The organism is Vibrio sp. D431a (assembly GCF_030248655.1).
Lineage (GTDB): Bacteria > Pseudomonadota > Gammaproteobacteria > Enterobacterales > Vibrionaceae > Vibrio > Vibrio alginolyticus.
The window spans coordinates 172222-190164 of the sequence record NZ_JAHGAP010000029.1 but is presented as its reverse complement, the minus strand read 5'-3'; the positions used below and the strand labels follow the sequence as shown (position 1 = coordinate 190164).

General features: G+C 43.8%; 13 protein-coding genes. 10 read left to right on the top strand and 3 right to left on the bottom strand.

Annotated features, from left to right (window positions below):
- From KJB35_RS23540 to tssG, 10 genes are all read left to right on the top strand, one after another.
- Entirely contained in the window at window positions 1–1326 is a 1326-nt protein-coding gene (locus KJB35_RS23540) for a hypothetical protein (protein ID WP_285357984.1), read from the top strand.
- Window positions 1307–2299, top strand: coding sequence for a DUF2169 domain-containing protein (locus KJB35_RS23535; protein WP_154204262.1), 993 nt, complete (start codon window positions 1307–1309; stop codon window positions 2297–2299). Before KJB35_RS23540 ends, KJB35_RS23535 begins: the two co-directional genes overlap by 20 nt.
- On the top strand, window positions 2292–3236 hold the full coding sequence (locus KJB35_RS23530; protein WP_171343145.1) for a hypothetical protein: 945 nt from the start codon (window positions 2292–2294) through the stop codon (window positions 3234–3236). The genes KJB35_RS23535 and KJB35_RS23530 overlap by 8 nt, the downstream gene beginning before the upstream one ends.
- Window positions 3237–3473: 237 nt before the next feature.
- Window positions 3474–5474: a protein kinase gene (locus KJB35_RS23525; RefSeq protein WP_171343146.1), complete on the top strand. Its 2001-nt coding sequence runs from the start codon at window positions 3474–3476 to the stop codon at window positions 5472–5474.
- Entirely contained in the window at window positions 5461–7035 is a 1575-nt protein-coding gene (gene tssA, locus KJB35_RS23520; protein WP_136976740.1) for a type VI secretion system protein TssA, read from the top strand. The genes KJB35_RS23525 and tssA overlap by 14 nt, the downstream gene beginning before the upstream one ends.
- Before the next feature lie 26 nt (window positions 7036–7061).
- The gene (tssB, locus tag KJB35_RS23515) at window positions 7062–7568 is read left to right on the top strand and encodes a type VI secretion system contractile sheath small subunit (RefSeq protein WP_005373381.1); all 507 of its coding nucleotides are present in this window, start codon (window positions 7062–7064) and stop codon (window positions 7566–7568) included.
- An 8-nt stretch (window positions 7569–7576) separates the two neighbouring features.
- Window positions 7577–9052, top strand: a complete 1476-nt coding sequence (gene tssC, locus KJB35_RS23510; RefSeq protein ID WP_005373378.1) for a type VI secretion system contractile sheath large subunit — start codon at window positions 7577–7579, stop codon at window positions 9050–9052.
- Window positions 9053–9113: 61 nt separating this feature from the next.
- Window positions 9114–9524 carry a type VI secretion system baseplate subunit TssE gene (gene tssE, locus KJB35_RS23505; RefSeq protein ID WP_033906409.1) on the top strand — a complete coding sequence of 137 codons (411 nt, stop codon included), beginning with the start codon at window positions 9114–9116 and terminating at the stop codon, window positions 9522–9524.
- A 10-nt stretch (window positions 9525–9534) separates the two neighbouring features.
- Complete coding sequence (tssF, locus tag KJB35_RS23500; protein WP_017820373.1) at window positions 9535–11283, top strand: type VI secretion system baseplate subunit TssF; 1749 nt, start codon at window positions 9535–9537, stop codon at window positions 11281–11283.
- Window positions 11280–12278: a type VI secretion system baseplate subunit TssG gene (tssG, locus tag KJB35_RS23495; protein WP_005373373.1), complete on the top strand. Its 999-nt coding sequence runs from the start codon at window positions 11280–11282 to the stop codon at window positions 12276–12278. Before tssF ends, tssG begins: the two co-directional genes overlap by 4 nt.
- Before the next feature lie 54 nt (window positions 12279–12332).
- On the opposite strand, the gene KJB35_RS23490 is transcribed toward tssG, so the two are convergent.
- The 3 genes from KJB35_RS23490 to KJB35_RS23480 are packed head-to-tail and all read right to left on the bottom strand — an operon-like array spanning window position 12333 to window position 17547.
- Window positions 12333–12785: an Lrp/AsnC family transcriptional regulator gene (locus tag KJB35_RS23490; RefSeq protein ID WP_005373369.1), complete on the bottom strand. Its 453-nt coding sequence runs from the start codon at window positions 12783–12785 to the stop codon at window positions 12333–12335.
- Window positions 12786–12816: 31 nt separating this feature from the next.
- Window positions 12817–16206 carry a type VI secretion system membrane subunit TssM gene (tssM, locus tag KJB35_RS23485; RefSeq protein WP_285357992.1) on the bottom strand — a complete coding sequence of 1130 codons (3390 nt, stop codon included), beginning with the start codon at window positions 16204–16206 and terminating at the stop codon, window positions 12817–12819.
- A 27-nt stretch (window positions 16207–16233) separates the two neighbouring features.
- Window positions 16234–17547 carry a type VI secretion system ImpA family N-terminal domain-containing protein gene (locus KJB35_RS23480; protein WP_005386112.1) on the bottom strand — a complete coding sequence of 438 codons (1314 nt, stop codon included), beginning with the start codon at window positions 17545–17547 and terminating at the stop codon, window positions 16234–16236.
- Window positions 17548–17943 lie beyond the last annotated feature (396 nt).

Below are 17943 nucleotides of genomic sequence, written 5' to 3'. Positions count from 1 at the left end.
ATGCGACAAAGAATCGGTGTCGAGCACCTAAAGGCACCCATAACCAATCAAGAAGTCGAAGGCGCGTTAGCAAAAGCTGAACGCGCTGTGAATGACCTTTCCCAGTTGCCAGTAACATGGCTGGATTTCTGTAATGAAAAGCTGTCCATTGCTTCTGAAAGTATCGGGTTTTTAATCAGGCAGCGAGTTCAAATTCACAAAAGGGGTTATCCAAGTCGTGAGTTGGCGTATCTCAAGCTGATCGAACGCCAAATTGAAGAACTGAAGCAGGTGTACTTGTCGTTTTATCGGCTAGCACCGGGGTTGATTCATCAGTTAAGAGGCCAGGAGCCAGAAATTTACAGCTGGCTGATGCTACAGGGGGAGTTGGGCTCAGAGTTGGATAACCTTTTGTGCGGATTGAGTTTACTCGAAGATATTGACGCTACAACTGCAATGGTCATTGCCGTACAATCTCCGGTTGAATCTATGGATAGTACGCTTTCGGAGCTTATTGAGGGTAATGCGACATCCAGTGCGTTTTACTTTGAATGCTTACGTGTACGTCAAACATTAAGTGTTTCTCTCATCAAGCGCTGGCACAAAGCCAGCATCATTAGCTCTCATGTTGCTTTGCCACTGCTCGCTTTACAAGACGTGAAAGAGGGGATTGATTGGCTCAATGACAATGCAGGCAGCGAACAATATCTATTTGAACGTTTGATTACCAAACGTGACAGAGGCACTTGGTTCCGTCAGTGCTTTGGCATCGAACCAAATGGATTACCATCAGCGCAAGTGCTCACTTATGCCAAGTTACTTGAGTTAAAAGAGTTTGAGGCGTTTGATATCTCTTCTTCATTAGCACCTGTTGATTTTGCGCTGGGTGGTGATTGGAAACTGGTACCCCAAATCATCGAGCACTTGGAAAGTCTGGAGGAAGGTGAAGCTGAGGGTGAAATTTGGCTTCAAGCCTTGTATGTCGTCTACGGAAAGCTTCTTCCTCTGACTCCGCAAGATGTTGGTGTCGAATATGAATGGGAAGAGATCGTCGATCTGCTCAATGAGTGGGTGGAAGATGAAAAATATATCCAAAATCTACCAAGCCGCTTGGGTTACGCATTGAGCTTCGAGTCTACGTTAGCTGCGATGCAAGATGCTAACGTTGATGTGCTGTTCCGCGACTGGCTATGGCGCCAAATCTGTATTCAATCCAGAGCCTACGTGCCTTGGGATATGGCAATGCCGATTCATCAACAAGACTGGAACTTTAACAATTTAAAGGCCGCACCTTCTGCGAGCGAACGATTCAACTTAAGGAATAGCAATGCAGTTATGGGATATTGAGGCGCACCCTGAGCTATCACTTAAAGGTCGTTTTCAACGTGACGAAAACGGCGATGAAGTGTGGGTTGTGGTCGCTAAACGTACTTGGCAATTCGATGGTGTGGTTTGGCACGAATTAGGTGAAAGTGAAATCTTTGATGATCCCCAATATTTGGGCGAAGAAGGTTTCTCTGCGATGAAAGTTGACCACGAGTTTGCGTATACCAAAGACAACACAGATGTGCTTGTTTACGGCAAAGCGCGCAGCTACGCGAAAAAGCCAGTGACATACCAAGAGTGTCGTGTGCTGATTGATGGTCATATCGATAAGACTCTCGCTATTCACGGGGAACGCGTATGGGTTGAGCATGCTGGCAGTATCACGCTGAGCAATCCAGTCCCATTTATTGAAAAAGACATTGATTACACTTGCGCGGTAGGCGGTGATTTACGTAACCGAATAGGTGGTGGGGTTGCCGACTCCAACAAAGAATTGCTTGAACAGAAAGTGCCCTCGATTTTTTATCCCCGAGAGGACTGGAGTGCCGCCGCGAAAAAACTACGCGTTGCGGGGTTCGGGCCAGTGCCTCCGTTCTTTGAGTCGCGCCAGAAGCTGGCCGGCACGTTCGATGACGATTGGATTGAGAATCGTAAGCCAATGTTGCCACTCGATTTTGATAAGCGGTTCTTCCAAAGCGCGCCTATTGATCAACAGTGCAAAGGCTTCCTTCGTGGGGGGGAGCGTTTGATGATGAGTGGCTTTTGTCATGATGACACGCTTTCATTTCGAATTCCTAAAGAAAAATACCGTGCGATCGCGACGTTCAAAGATCAAAGTTATCAAGCTGATATGGCGATGTACACCTTATTCGTTGATACGGAAAAGAAAACTATATCAATCAGTTACACCGCTGCGTTTCCTTGTCAGGGCAAGGAACATTTGTTGGTGTCGACATCCATCACTAAGTTGGAAGAGGTAAGCGAGCATGCATAATTCAACAGGCCGTTACGTGCTAGGGATGGAAGTGATGACGCCAACCGGTATGAATTTAGATATTGCTAGTGCAGTTTCGTATGCTGACTTAGGAAGATTCGACCAATGTGTAGGGGATGATGGTATCGAGCGTTTTACTTACGCCAAAATCGAATACACCAAAGAAAGTGAGCAGTTTGAGAAAACGTGTGAGTTAATCACCCACTTGCTTGATTCATTGTTAGCACAGTTACCACGTTCATTGAGACCAATACCTTTGCTTATAGCGGTGCCTGCGTCTGTTTCACTAGTAAAGGTGCAAGAATGGCTTGGTGAAAGTAACTATGCTGAATTTCTCTCTGTGGTGAATGCTGTTCATGCCAGTGGGCCTAGTTTCGTTCTCCAGGCCATGAAATCATTGGATAAATATGATGCTATGATGTGTATCAGTGTCGATTCCTTGGTGAGTTCGATGCAAACACTCATCGACGATGCGATGGTAATGAGTACCAATAATCCATGGGGCGTTATTCCGAGTGAGGGTGGGGCGGGTTTAATTCTTTGTCGAAGAAATACCGTAGAAACATTGAAACTTAAGCCTCAAGCGCAGCTTGGCTACATTGATACGGAATTAAACACTTCAGACCGAAGAGGCATGTTTCGACTTGTTCAACGTGCGAGTAAAAAGCTCGATTTATTTGGTGAAGTGTATTCCGATATGACGAACCTGCGCATGCATTCGGAAGATTACGGCTTTGCTCTGGGGGCTAAAGCAGAACGATTCACGAACCCAGAACAACCGCAGCTTATCAATGAGTTGTGGGGCACAATGGGCAGTTGTTCTTCTCTCGCTTTAATTGCCTTTGCGGTCAGAGAGCACCACTTTAAGCAACCAACTACGTTGTTAATGTTCGACTTTCATGGTGACAAAGGAGTTCTCCAATTACTGCAATGTTAGTGGGCACTCATCGATCAAATGGCAATGAAAATATACTCATATTATTAGGTTGAAGTTTGTAACACGAAAAAGCGTATAACTCATGCAGTGAAAGCGTAAGTAAAAAGGTCTAATAAATTAGTAATAATAACTAAAATAATAGGCTTACTGTTTGTTTTAAATACCAACCTTGATACAAGTACGTTCAAGAAAATATTATTCAACTCTAATAATATTTATTCTATGAAAGAGTACTAAGTGTCTAATAATCAGAGTACAGCCAAAGGATATATCGATCAGTTGGTTGTTAAAGCTATTGAGAAAAAGAAACTGAATGAGCAAAGGCTAGCAGAAAAAAATAAGCCGAAGCTTGAGTACGTGCTTTTTTCACAGTTTGATGTATTAGACAAGCTTCCTTCTAGAAATGGTAAGACAACGGTTTACCATCTTGCAAAAAAAGGGCAGCCAGAGAAGCAAATCTGTTGCAAAGTTATCAATGATGACTCGCCAGAATTTGCGAGCAAAATGTTGATTAACGAAGCGAGCAGGCTGGAGCTTTCTCAACACCCTAGCGTGGCTAACTTTGTAAAAATCGGCAACGAATTCGAACGCCCATATTTGATGTACGAGTGGATCCAAGGTGAATCACTGGCAGAAAAAATGGAGCGTCATTCTTCTAAAGGCTTCCGCCACGACCACATCGCTTGGTTGGTGTATCAACTCGCTGGCGCTCTAGAGTTTATGCATACAAGAGGTATCTGCCATCTTGATATTAAACCATCTAACGTATTAGTGAGTGAAGGCGATTACGTTAAGCTCATTGATTTCGGCGCTGCTCGTTACATTGGAGAGACAGAACCTTACGCAGAGGCAAGCTTGAGCTACGCTTCCCCTCTTTATATAGAAACTGGCATCGCGGAACCGCAAGATGATGTTTACTCTCTCGCTTTGCTCGCTGGACACCTATTTTTAGGATCAATATTTGGTGATGCTTGGAATAAGCAGTTAAAAGATCGAAAGCGTCCGGCTTTGATCCCGGCTCATATTTGGAAATTGCTGAAAGAAGTCATCAACAAACCAAGAGGGCATGGCTATACTGCTATTTCTTTTGCTCAACAGTTAGCGCGAATCGATACGCAATCAATTAGCTCAAATTCTAACGCACCAATTTTCAGTAGCTTGCGTAACGCGGACTTGCTGCTTACACACTGTAAGCCAAATGATAAAACGGCGTATGGTCGCTTTAAAATATTAGAGGCGAGCTTAGTGTTGAGTGTGCTGGCAACAGCAGGAAGTTATTTGTATCAACAGAATAAAGATCAATTGGATGCTATTTTTTCCCGAGGTGTCACTACTGTAACTCACGTTATTACGCCCTCTGAAACGGCTTCTTTTTTGGCTCAGCCTCCATGGAAAATCAAAGAAGAATTGTCTCAAGCTACTCAGAGTATTGATATGACAGTAGCTTATCGAACAGCATATCAAGCTCAGCAGTTAAGCCTCTCGAATTTATATGAAGAAAAACAGGCTCAGTTAACGTCGTATCAATCGTTAGCGGATGGCTTACCAATGGCATTAGTCGAATTACGTAAGGAGCTTGTCACCTTGCGAGAAACCCTTGTTCGTGACGGTGCCCTGTTTCCATATGCGGATGAGGCGTTGACTAAAGTGATGTCTGGATTAAATGTCGCGTCTATCGATTCCATGAAAGTATCTGCCATAGCTGGCAGTCGAGATAAGCAGATTGCTCGCTTAATTTTAGATGGTGAAGCTAAGCTCGCAGAAAATGAAATGAAAGAGGCATGGTTATTAAACCAGTCACAAGCCTATTTCTACAACCAAGTCTTACCAAAGGCTGTGATGGAAAATATTAATGACTCCATCGATAAACATGCAGAGGCGCACTTTTACACCAAAGCAATTGAAGAAGCTGAATTAGCCAAAGCCTACTTCGGTAATACGCCAGAACTAGACAAAAAAATAAAGGATTTAATCGTCGCAAGAAGCGAATTTATTTTGTTTAGCACCGTGATGGAGCAATCCGTTTACGACAAACAAAAGCTACATGAATCCCTTGCCGATTTAGAACGGAATGCACCAAGCAAATTTACAGAAATCACGAAAATTCTAGATAGCATGGCGTCGGATGCGATAGAGCAGAGCCATCGGTTATCTAAGCCAGCAAATGGCGCAATTGCGGTAGCGCGTGCGTTGAGAGATTACTTGACTGAAGGAGACGTGAATTTTGTCCAACATTGATATAGATCGTCTGCTTAATCCTATTTCTGATGAATCTCCAGTGGGAAACGATGCCCGTTACGAGTTTTGCTACGAGATGATGGAATCTGAAGTAAAGAAATTCGGTTCCTTGTTTGGCGAAACAGTAGATTGGAGCGTGGTAAAAACGCACGCGACTGAAGTTCTAGAGCACCACAGTAAAGACTTAAAAGCCATTTGTTACCTCGTTCGCGCGCTAACAGAAGAGTTTGGTCTGCAAGGCTTTGAACAAGGTCTAAAGCTGCTTAGTGAGGCGTTAAGTCGCTTTGGCGTTGAATTGTATCCTTCGCGAAAGCGGGGTCGAGATGGCGCGGTTGAATGGTTGAACCATCAGTTTAAACTGGTCAGTAGCAAGTTAGCGGAAAGTGCTCAGTCATGGGAGTTGGTATCAAACTGCATTTCGACTATTGAAGAAGTGCAGCGCCAGTACGACGAGGTTTACCAAGACTCAGAAGCGGATTTCTTTGAGATTCGCACTCAGCTCAACGTCTTATCTCAACAAGCTGCGGCTGATGAGCAGAGCGATGATGCAGTCGTTAACGTCGAACAAGCGGCGCCTGCACCAGCTACGCAGTCTGCTGCCGAAGAAACGCCAGCGCAGAGTGAAGTGCAAACCGCACCGGTGAAGGCGGTTCCGCCGGCCCCTAAACCTGCGCCAGTTAAGAAAGCGGTGGCAAAAGAAGTGGATGTCGATACGGACTTCTCTTCGCCGACGGCTTCTAAGCGCACCTTGAAGAAGGTTGCGGAAGTCATGCTTCATGCGAACCCAAGTGATCCGCTGGCTTACCGGATTTATCGTCATCTGACTTGGGATGACATTGATGGTCTACCCGACCACCAAAATAATCAAACGCCTTTGAGCTTGGCAGTGTCGTCCGATCAACAAGCGGAATACCGAGATAAAGCTGACCAAGAAAGCGACATCGACACCATTAAGCGTTTGGAGCGCACATTAACGGATGCGCCGTTTTGGCTGACGGGCCATTACTTCGTGTATTCGATGCTTAATAACTTGGGCTTTGATGATGCAGCGCTTGCTGTGAAACAAGAAGTGACGCGTTTTGTTGAATCGCTAGAGGGCATCGAGCACCTCTCATTTAAGAATTCTATACCATTTGCAGATGAAGCGACCTTGAGCTGGTTATCGACTCAAGATACTACTTCTTCGACTTCTCAACCCGTTGTTCAAACGGTTGTGATTTCGCAGGAAGACTCGCTGCCAATGGAGGATATCACTCTAGAAAATCTAGGGGAATGTGCCGCAGAGCTTGCCCGCAAACTTGAGCTGGATAGCTCGGGACGTGGGCAGTTCATGCTGTATTTGCAATTGATAGCAGCTTACCAGTCTGTTGGATTATACCCGTTGTGTTTGCCGTATCTTGAGAAGGGGTGGGAAGTACAAAAAGCGTTTAATCTCGCGAGCTGGGAACCCCACTTATCGTCACAGTTAGAAGACCTAATTCGAAAAACACTCCATCGGTTATTTGGAAGCAAGGATCTTCTACCTGAGAAGTATGAAGAGTGGAAAGCAATTTACGACTAATTAAAGAGTTAGATAAGGAACGAATTATGTCACGTGACGGCTCGGTGGCTCCTAAAGAGCGAATTAATATCCGTTATGTTCCAGCAACTGGCGATACGCAAGAAGACGTAGAGCTGCCGCTAAGCATGATGGTAGTTGGCGACTTTACTGCGCGTGCAGATGAGACACCAATTGAAGAACGTACTCCAATTAACATCGACAAAGACAACTTTAACGAAGTGCTAGAGGGCATGTCTCCAAACGTTAAAGTCAACGTTGAAAACCGTCTTTCTGATGAAGAAGGCGGCCAGATTGGTGTTGATCTGACCTTCCAAAACATGAAGGACTTCTCTCCTGAAGCGATCGCGAAAAGTGTACCTGAACTAAACAGCCTACTTGAGCTTCGCGAAGCCTTGGTTGCACTTAAAGGTCCTCTAGGAAACGTGCCTGCGTTCCGTAAGAAGATCGCATCGGTTCTTCAAGATGAAGAAGCGAGAAAGAAACTGTTGGATGAACTAAGCATTGGCAACGACCAAGACGCGAAAGAAGAGTAAGGGATATCATGTCTGCAGAAGCACAAGCGCCAGAACAAGAAGCAGCCTTAGTTGAATCAGGCTCACTTCTGGATAGCATTCTTAACGAAACACGTTTAAAGCCAAGTGATGAAGGTTTTGACGTTGCAAAACGCGGCGTAGAAGCATTCATCAGTGAGCTACTAAGCAGTTCGAACACAGAGAAAGTCGACCAATCTCTGGTTGATCTGATGATCTCTGAAATCGACCAAAAATTGTCTAAGCAAGTTGATGCAATTCTTCACAACGAAGAAGTTCAAGCGATTGAATCAACGTGGCGTGGCCTTAAGTACCTGGTTGATCACACTGACTTCCGCGAGAACATTCAAATTGAACTGATCTCTGCGAAGAAAGACGAAGTTCTTGATGACTTCGAAGACGCTCCAGAGGTGGTGAAGTCTGGCCTGTACAAGCAAATCTACACACGTGAATACGGCCAGTTCGGTGGTAAACCTGTTGGCGCCGTCATTTGTGATTACGCTATGTCTGCCTCTTCGCCTGACATCAAACTGATGGAATACATGGCGAACGTAGGCGCAATGTCTCACGCACCATTCATCACGTCGGCATCGGCTAAATTCTTTGGCCTAGACAGCTATGAAGAGCTGCCAAACCTAAAAGATCTGAAGTCTGTATTCGAAGGTCCACAGTACGCGAAATGGCGTGGTCTGCGTGAGCACGAAGATGCACGTTATTTAGGTCTATGTACGTCTCGCTTTATGTTACGTACGCCTTACTCTGTAGAAGATAACCCAATTAAGGCGTTTGACTACGATGAGCAAGTGACAGACAGCCATGATAACTACCTATGGGGCAACTCAGCGTACGCGATGGCGTCTAAGATCAGTGAATCATTTGCTAAGTACCGTTGGTGTCCGAACATTATTGGTCCTCAAAGCGGTGGTACTGTACAAGATCTACCGGTTTACAACTTTGAAGCTATGGGTCAAATCGAGACTAAGATCCCAACCGAGATCCTGGTTTCTGACCGTCGTGAGTATGAGCTAGCAGAAGAAGGCTTCATTGCGCTAACCATGCGTAAAGGTTCTGACAACGCGGCGTTCTTCTCTGCAAACTCTGTTCAAAAGCCGAAAGTGTTTGCGAATACGCCGGAAGGCAAACAAGCAGAGATGAACTACAAGCTAGGTACTCAGCTTCCTTACATGTTCATTATCAACCGTTTAGCGCACTACATCAAAGTGCTACAGCGTGAGCAAATTGGTTCTTGGAAAGAGCGTTCTGACCTAGAAATCGAATTGAACAAGTGGATTCGTCAATACGTTTCTGACCAAGAGAACCCGCCAGCGGAAGTTCGTGGTCGCCGTCCGCTTCGTGCTGCGAAGGTTGAAGTATCAGACGTAGAAGGCGATCCAGGCTGGTACAAAGTATCGATGTCTGTACGTCCTCACTTCAAGTACATGGGCGCAAGCTTCGACTTGTCTCTAGTTGGTAAGCTAGACCAATAACCCATTACTGAAACCATCAAGCAGCCAGTGAAGACTGGCTGCTTTTTTCGTAGGACCGCATATGGAAAAAGGTTACCGTCTTTTAGAGCGGATCGAGCTAGGAGAACCAAAAAACTGCTACGAGAAAGTGGTGTCTCATAAGCATTTGATTGAATCCATTCACTCGCATCTCGCTGACTTGTTGAATACGCACTCCGGCAACGCAATGATCGACAATGAGTATGGTCTGCCAGATTTTAACGACGTACTTTCTAACAACACAAACCTCGTTCGCCATATTCAAAAAAACATCACGTCAACCATAGAACGCTTTGAGCCCCGACTGTTTAATGTCGAGGTTCATTACCGTGAAGACCACCATAATCCATTACAACTCGGCTTTGGTATTCGCGGCGAAGTTTCCCATAACGGCGGTAAAGTCCCAATGTCGATCGATGTCTACATGGGAACCGACGGCCAATTTAACGTTTAGTAGGTGCCACTTGAGTAACAGTAAATACTTTCAAGATGAACTCACGTATTTACGCGAGTCGGGTAGTGAGTTTGCCAAATATCATCCGAAGTTAACTCACTTTCTCTCTGAAGGAACTTTTGATCCAGATGTCGAACGATTGCTGGAAGGTTTTGCTTTTTTGACCGGACGCATCCGCGAAAAGATTGACGATGAACTGCCTGAGCTTACGCAATCTCTGATGACTTTGCTGTGGCCACATTACATGCGTTCGATTCCGTCTTTGTGTATTAGCGAACTAAAACCGCATACCGGAAGTGTTACTGAGAAAACCGTGGTGAAACGTGGTGCGGAAATGGCCAGCGAGCAGGTAGAAGGCACGCAGTGTTTGTTCCGTACTTGTTATGACGTCAATCTATACCCAATTACGATTACTAACATCGAACAAACTAACAGCCGCACCAGCTCGATGATTGATGTGACGTTATCGACGGAGCATGGCCTTGAGCTGTCTCGGATAGGTTTAGACACGCTGCGATTGCACCTGCATGGTGAGATTCATATTACTCGCACTGTCTTCTTATGGCTGTTCCGTTATCTAGATCACGTCGAGTTGGATGTTGGTGGCGGCTACAAACATCGTTTAGGGCCAGAATACGTTAAGCCAGTCGGGCATGAAGAGGACGAGGCGCTGCTGCCTTACAGCAAAAACTCCTTTGCAGGCTACCGTTTGCTGCAAGAATTCTTCTCTTTGCCAGATAAGTTCATGTTCTTCGACATTAAAGGCTTAGAGTGGCTAAAAGGCATTCCTCAGCGCAGCACGGTCAAAATCAAATTCCACTTTAAGCGTGCTTTGCCTTCAGAGGTGGTGCTTAAAGATAAACACTTAAGGTTGCACTGCACACCTGCCGTTAACTTGTTTGAAAAAGACGGCGATCCAATCCGTTTAGAGCATCGACGAAACGAGTACAAGGTGCGTCCACAAAGTAACACTCAGGAGCATTACGAGGTTTATTCCATTGAGCAAGTGGAGAGCTGGAGTAAAGACGAGCGTCGCCGAAAACCACTGATTGAATTTGAATCGTTTGAGCACCAAATCAACCAGCGTGATAAGCGAGAGTTCTACAAATCCAAAGTGGGCGAGCGAGTAAGTGGGAGAGGGTTAGAGCGCTATATCTCATTCCATACTCACAATGGCGACATTGCGGATTTAGGGACTGAAACAGTATTGATGAAACTGCAATGCAGTAACGCGGACTTAGCGGAGCGCCTGTCAGTAGGAGATATCACGTACGCGACGCACAAGTCGCCAACGTATGCGACGTTTAAAAACATTACTAAGCCAACACAGTCAGTAAGTCCTCAGGTTAATGGTGAACTTCAATGGCAGTTGATTGCCAACATGTCGCTCAACTACTTGTCTTTGGCCAATATCGATGTGTTGAAAGTGTTGCTCTCGACTTACGACTTCCACTCTCGAGTCGATAGACAAGCCCACCGCGCGTCGATTCATCGACTTGATGGCATTATTTCTTCAGAGATGAAACCAATCGATCGCGTATTTCGTGGTGTATCTGTGCGTGGTAACCAATTCAAGCTCGTGACGGACTCTAAGTTCTTCGTAAACGAAGGCGATATGTTCCTTATGGCCACGGTATTGAATGAATTTATCCGTTTATATTCGAGTGTGAACTCCTTTACCGAACTAGAGGTGTTCGATGAAGCGACGGGCGAGGTTTACAACTGGGCAAGCCTAATCGGGCAGCAGACGATACTATGATTAACACACTTTCTGATAAGTCGAATGAGTTTAGTTTCTACCAAGCGGTGTTGCTGTTAGAGAAACACTACCAGCTGGAGCCAAACTCAAATTTTGTTGCCGTGGGCGAGAACAAATACTTTCACCAAGAGCGAATTGAGTTCAGCGTGTCGCCAAACCTGTGCTTTCCAAAGAGTGATATGGACTTTATTACTCATATGGAAAGAAACGGACAGCAATATTCACGTATTGAGACGAACTTTCTTGGCTTGCATGGTTCAAGCTCGCCCCTACCTGCGTCTTACACTGAGAAACTCGTCGGTCGTGATCCCGATGATAACCCAGTGAAGGATTTCTTCGACTTTTTCCACAACCGCTATACAAGCTTACTGTATCGTGTTTGGAAGAAATACCGATATCACGTGCAGTACAAAAGCGGGGCAAGCGATGCGTTTTCTGGGCGCATACTGCATTTGGCTGGTCTCTCTAGCGTTATGCAAGATTGTGAAGTCGCGGAGTTAGATCGAGCGAAAGTTCTGTCTTACGTGAACCAGTTATCTACGCGTACACGTTCACCTAAGCTTATTTCCGGTATTGTTTCGCACTACTTTTCACTGCCGAATGTGCGAATCGAAGAATGGGTTTATAGACGCGTAGAAATCGCTGAAAGCCAGCGTAACAAACTCAATCGTTCCAATTGTGTATTGGGGCAAAGCTTACACTTGGGACAAAGCATTGCGGATTTGAACGGCAAGTTTAACTTGTGTATCGACAACATTGATTTTGAAACGTTTAAGCAGTTTTCCTACGATGGTGAGTTACATAAGACGCTGGTGGGCTTGATGCGCTTTATTCTGCGTGACCCAATGTCGTGGGACCTAAAGTTGACAGTTAACCTAGACAGTATTCCAGAAAACAAACTGGGTAATGGAGAAGGGAACCAACTAGGTCAAACGTTCTGGCTTGGTAACCCAGGTGATAAAGACGCCAAAATTCGACTTATCGGAAGCATATAAGAAAGCCGCTCAACGAGCGGCCCTTTATGTTTTCCTCGAAGAGGTCAGAAAAGCTTAACGACTGATCGGCTGGTGCAGTACAACGGTAGTATCAAGCCTTTGAATGCCGTTAAATGATTCAATTTCATTACAAAGATGATGAATAGACTGCAGGTCGGGCGCTTCAATTAGGGCAATAATATCAAAGTTGCCACCAACAACGCTCGTTAAGCGAACCTCAGGGATTTCTTTAAGTGCATTCGTTACATCATTCTTCTTACCCTTTTCACAAGAGATCAGTAGATAACTAGCGGCTTTTCGCCCTTCATTTTCTACACGAATCTGTGCGGTATAGCCTTTGATAATACCGGTCTTTTCTAAACGATTAATTCTTTCTGCTACTGCTGTTCGAGACAAACCAATGTTTCGGGATAGATTCGCAATCGACTCTCGCCCATTCGACAATAGACTTGAAAGTATTTTTCGATCTAATTTATCTAAACCTTGTAAAGTCATGTTTGAAATCATGTGTTCTGCCTATTTTGTTTTTATATTGTTATTAAATCGACTCAGGGAGCGTAAAGTTATACAGCTCAGCAAGAGTGAATGGGTTTTTCTGTGTCAACGGAGTGATGCGTAAGCTCAAGTCCCTCCCTGACACTTTTATGTCACTGACAAAGCTGCCGTTATGAGTGTTTGTCAAGGTCGAGTCACCTAGCAATCTGTATATCGCCCATTGACCACTCTTATTTAAAACGTGCTGTCTGCCTTCATCGGTTACATCCTGGAGTGTGATACTAATATTGAAGTCACCATTTTGCGGTGGCCATGCCATTTCACGAATGCGGCTTGGACCGTGGTAGTAACTTATATTGGTATCTGCAATTTTTAAGCTCGCTCTAATCGCACTAGAATCAAGATCGAGTACTCTTGCACTAAACGGAATATGAACGCGGTTAGTGCTTTTATTAATTAATGTGTCTCGAATAACGTTATAGTTACGCAGTTGCACTAACAGAGCCGGAGAGATTGGCATCGTCTCGCCATCCACCTGTTTTGGCGTCCACAAATTGGTATCGTAGAACGGTGCAAAATTTTTCTGAATAAATGTGTCTAACAAGCCACCTGAAGCAAACAGTAATTCAAAATCTTCAATTGAGATTTCCTCGGTCGCTGTTAGGTCAAATGGGTATCGTCCTAGCCCTATCTCTTTAAACTTGGTGTAAATCTCGCTGTACCATTGGGTTTGAATGCCTTTAGCGGACTCTTTAATCATGACTGACCAGCTTTGTTGAACCACATCTAACAACCAGCTACGAACGGGTTCCGGTGATTTTTGGGCAATCTGTTTAAGTTTTATTAATGGGTCAGCTTCACTGCTGTTCATTCGATGCTGAGCTGCCGCTAGCGCCGCCATTTGCGGGTCAGGTGCATCAGCAATGTCTTTCATATACGTGCGAACACGGCTTAGCGCTGTTACGGTCTCATCCCAAGGAGTAGGGGAGTTTGGTGTTTCACTGACCTGAAGTTGGTTTAATAAGTGAAAAGCTTGTTCAACACGTTTCATCAACAAGTAATCAGGCTTAACTACTTCCTCTACTGCGTCTGATGCGGAGTCTGCCGCTGCCACGAGTTTCGGGTCTAGCTTTGAAATCAGAGCATTTTTTTCACCAACGGGTGAAAATTGTGTGTTGGCATAGACCTGCTTCAGTACGGTTGTCATTGGTGAAGAAGGGCCCGAGATTAAGTCTATCGCGTTCGTTAGATCGCCGACATTGTCATAGTTCTGGACTTTTAGTTCACTCAGCGCATTGCGCCAATTACTGATGTAGTCGTCAGTATATTTTTTACGTACTTCCTCTTTGAAGGCTTCTTGTTCTTCACTAGTAGGAATAACGTGTTGTGACAGACCTAAAACCCAGTTGTCACTGATGACTTGTTGTGACATTAGGTCCACGCGTGGTCGATAAAAAGTGCTAAAACCAGTGGAGGTATAGATCTTATCTACGATCAAGCGTTCACTATCGATTGGTGTGTTGAATACATTGCTAAACTCAAAACCCACAGCTCGTTGCAGATCTAGGGTTCCTAAATCAATCGAATTTGCTTCGTTTAAAATGCCTGCATAAACGAGATCAACATTCGAATTTGCTAGCAATGAGCGACGTGTTGCGCGAACAAGATCCATATTGATATCAATTGGCTCAAACTGCGTGCGAAAGTAAGCGTCCAAATAGCGCATCGCCTGATTGACGACGTCACTTTGGTTGCTTAAATCGTTCATCATTTGGAGAGTTTGATGACGCAAAAAACGGATATCACGCTTTGTTGGATCGTTTAGCATTAGATACCCCTTCAATAGAGGTAAAGCGCGTGTAAAAGTGTTTTGATTTTGTGTCAGTTGTAGACGGTAACCTTTCTCAATGAGAGGTATCAACTGTTGAGCAACGTCCTTAAGTAATGCTTCGTAAGCGATGCGAGTGCTTTGATCCAAACGGCTAATGTTGAGTGGTAATATCTCTTCATCCAAAGCCTTAGAACCTTTAAGCCACGCCCCATAAGAAGGCTCTATTGCTTTCGTCGCCTTCGCTAAAAGCTCATTGAATCTTGCATCTTGCTCCACTTGCGATTTGTCATCGATACTCAAGAGTTGATTCATCACGTGTAAGTTACTGTCTAATGTCGTGAAAAAGAAGTAACTGCCCCCAGTAAGCAGGATAATAGAGCCGAGTATTGCCAAACGGCTTTGTCTCTGAATTAGACGAAGATACGTCTTGTTTTCGCCCGCAAAGTCGCTTTCCGGCAATATTTGTGAATCAATCAGAAAGCGAGAGAAATAAGGCGTTTCTGTTAACTGTGTATGCTCTGACGCGATAATAGGTAAGTTGAAGTAATTACTACAACTTTTTGCAAGTAAATTGTACTTGCGACCGCCTTGCAGACTCGAACTAAAGAAAATCTCACGGATGTCTAGTGAATAGACACCGTTGTTAACATCACATAGACGCTCAAGCACATAGCTGACCTCAGACTGACATAACTCAAACTGCTTAGGGAAAGCGAGTATTGCTTGTTTCTCATCAATGTCCGTTGAATTAGCGGATGCATCTAGCGCATTACTTTCAAGCACTCTCACTAGATTTCGATAGCTATCGCGGTAGTACTCTGCAAATACACCCTTGGCTTCTTTCAGTGGGATAGAGAGGAACTCAACACGTGTCTTGAGAGAGCTAAAGTGCATGTATTCTTTAAAGCCATCTAACTTGTCTAGCTTTGACATAATCAAATAGATTGGCAATGCTGAAGACGTTTTAGAGTTGATGGTACTCAAGCGCGCCAATAACGACGAAATGGTGTACTCTTTTTGTTCTGGCTCAGAGACGATCATGAACTCGAAATCGGTGAAGAATAGACAGCCTGAAAATGGCTTTCGAGGTCGATGATGAATAACTTCTTCAATGAACGTATTCCATAAAGAAGCATCACTGCTTGATACTTCCTGGAACACTAAGCGTTGGTCTGGTTTGATGTATACAGCGCTGTCAGATTCGTACCATTCAAAAAAGTCATTCTTAGCGGTTCTAGTGCGATCCATCGGTTTGATTGCACTAGAATTAAATAAAAATTGACGTCGCCCTGACCCTTTATTACCAAGCATCAGGTAAATTGGTTTCTTGCCTGAGTTAGCAAGAAGAGGCTGGATAACCATAGAAAGTGCTTCTTCCTCGGTTTCCAAATGTTGAGCTTTAGCGTTGTTCTTTTTCTTCAACCATAATGTGAATTGAAAAGTGACGTAAACAATGGCGATAGCACCAAGGGTCAGCCAAAGATAAAGTTGATCGATTTCGTCAAGAAAAAGTAGATAAATAGTGGTGATAATTGCAGCCACTAAAAACATCAATATAGTAGAAATCACCACTGGATTTCTAAACAGTTTTTGTTTGAACATAAGCCTAAAACTTCTTTAATTGTATTGTTATTTATTGTCAGTTTTTTCAGCTTGTAGCTGACTCAATTTATATAGGTAGATGTTCAGTAAAAGGGTTGCGCGGTCAATTTCCTTTTGCTGTGAATACTTTTCAGCGTATTCAATACGACCTAAAAGCGGGAATAACGAGTTACTGTATTCGTACGCCTTTTCAGAGTTCTTATCTACATTCTGTCTAGCTACGTTGGCAAACACCGTTCTTGCGTCTGAGAATCGCTTATAAACATCCATAAACTGGTCTTCTAAATGGGCGCTCTGTGTCAAAAAGTTCTGACGTAGTTGCTGTGCAGAAGACGAATCCGGATAGATCGCGATTAATTCATTGGTCAAGCTATCGAGCTCGCTGACGTTACTTACTTTTGCCGAGTCTAAAAACCAGTTATTCATCATAATATCGACACGATTAATGGCCTGCGTTTTCAATGACTGAGCATATTTTTTATTTTCGTAATCTAACGAGGCGACCAAATTTACAAGTTCATTAAGTGAAGCTTGATTAATTTTTTGTTCCAATGTTCGATAACGTTGTTGCTCGTACATGAAATGTGAACATATCGCAGTAACAATCAAACCAATAACGAAGTAGATCATAAATCGACCAGACTTTGCCGGTGATGCTTTCTCTTGGCTATTTAGGTTGGGTGATGACACCGGTGCCGGAGAGGGAGACACATTCACTTTAATTTCAGGTGCCTTCTGCGTTGCTGCAGGAGCGCTAGTGTTGGCTTGTTTTTTCTCGCGTAACTCAGCCGCAATTTGTTGTTCTTTTATCTGCTCAATCCATTGATTCAAAATACGGCGAATGCGACCTAATGACGGCGCTTCAATACCGTAATGAAGACGAAGCTCTTCCTCAATCCTCAAGCATAATTGATGTGCTGCCTCTATCAATGGAAGCTCTTCTGGTAACGCCCGATGCTTATTAATTCGTTTTTCAGTATGCTCTACCATCCATTCAATAGCGCTCATTCGTGCCTTTGACTTTGAGTGCTCTGGATACGCGTTGAACCAATATACGACACACACATCAAGTATTGAGTTTAACCCTTCAACAAGGCCTCTCAAGCCGTCGTTATAGGTTGACGCAACGGTAAAGTAACAGCAACAACGTAGGTCTTTCGCTTGGGTACTCAAGATCTTTTTTGAGAGTGTTTGAACCGTTTTCCACGAGACTCTCCCTGTGACTTTATTCAGGTTGTTTATTTGACGTTTAATTTCGTCAAAATCCTCAGAACCATTAGGATTAGAGCCGCTTGGGTTATTTTCATCGATTGGTCTTCGAGCGAAGTCGGTAAAAAACATAAGGAAAGTTCCAACTGATCATATAGAAGTATTAAGTTATATAGGATTTCACTACTGTTATATTAAATTATAAGCAGTGCACATCTGCCGCAATTCTATAGACAAAATAAGCGGATTAGATAATAAAAATTCATTAAAAGAAATTAAATTACTTTTAGTGTGATCTTTGTTCATAATATTAATATCAATAGTTAAGTCTGTTTATAAGAAGAAACTTATATATGAAGATGAGAACGTTGATTAAAAAGTAACTAAATTGTTATCGGAGATTACGTTTTGTTCAATTAGCAATCAAATTCTGTTACTTCTATTTAAATAGAAAGATTTACTGTCTCGTCACTTAATCTGTAGTCGGTTCTTTAGTTTTTGTTTGTAGGTAAAACAACCAACCTGATA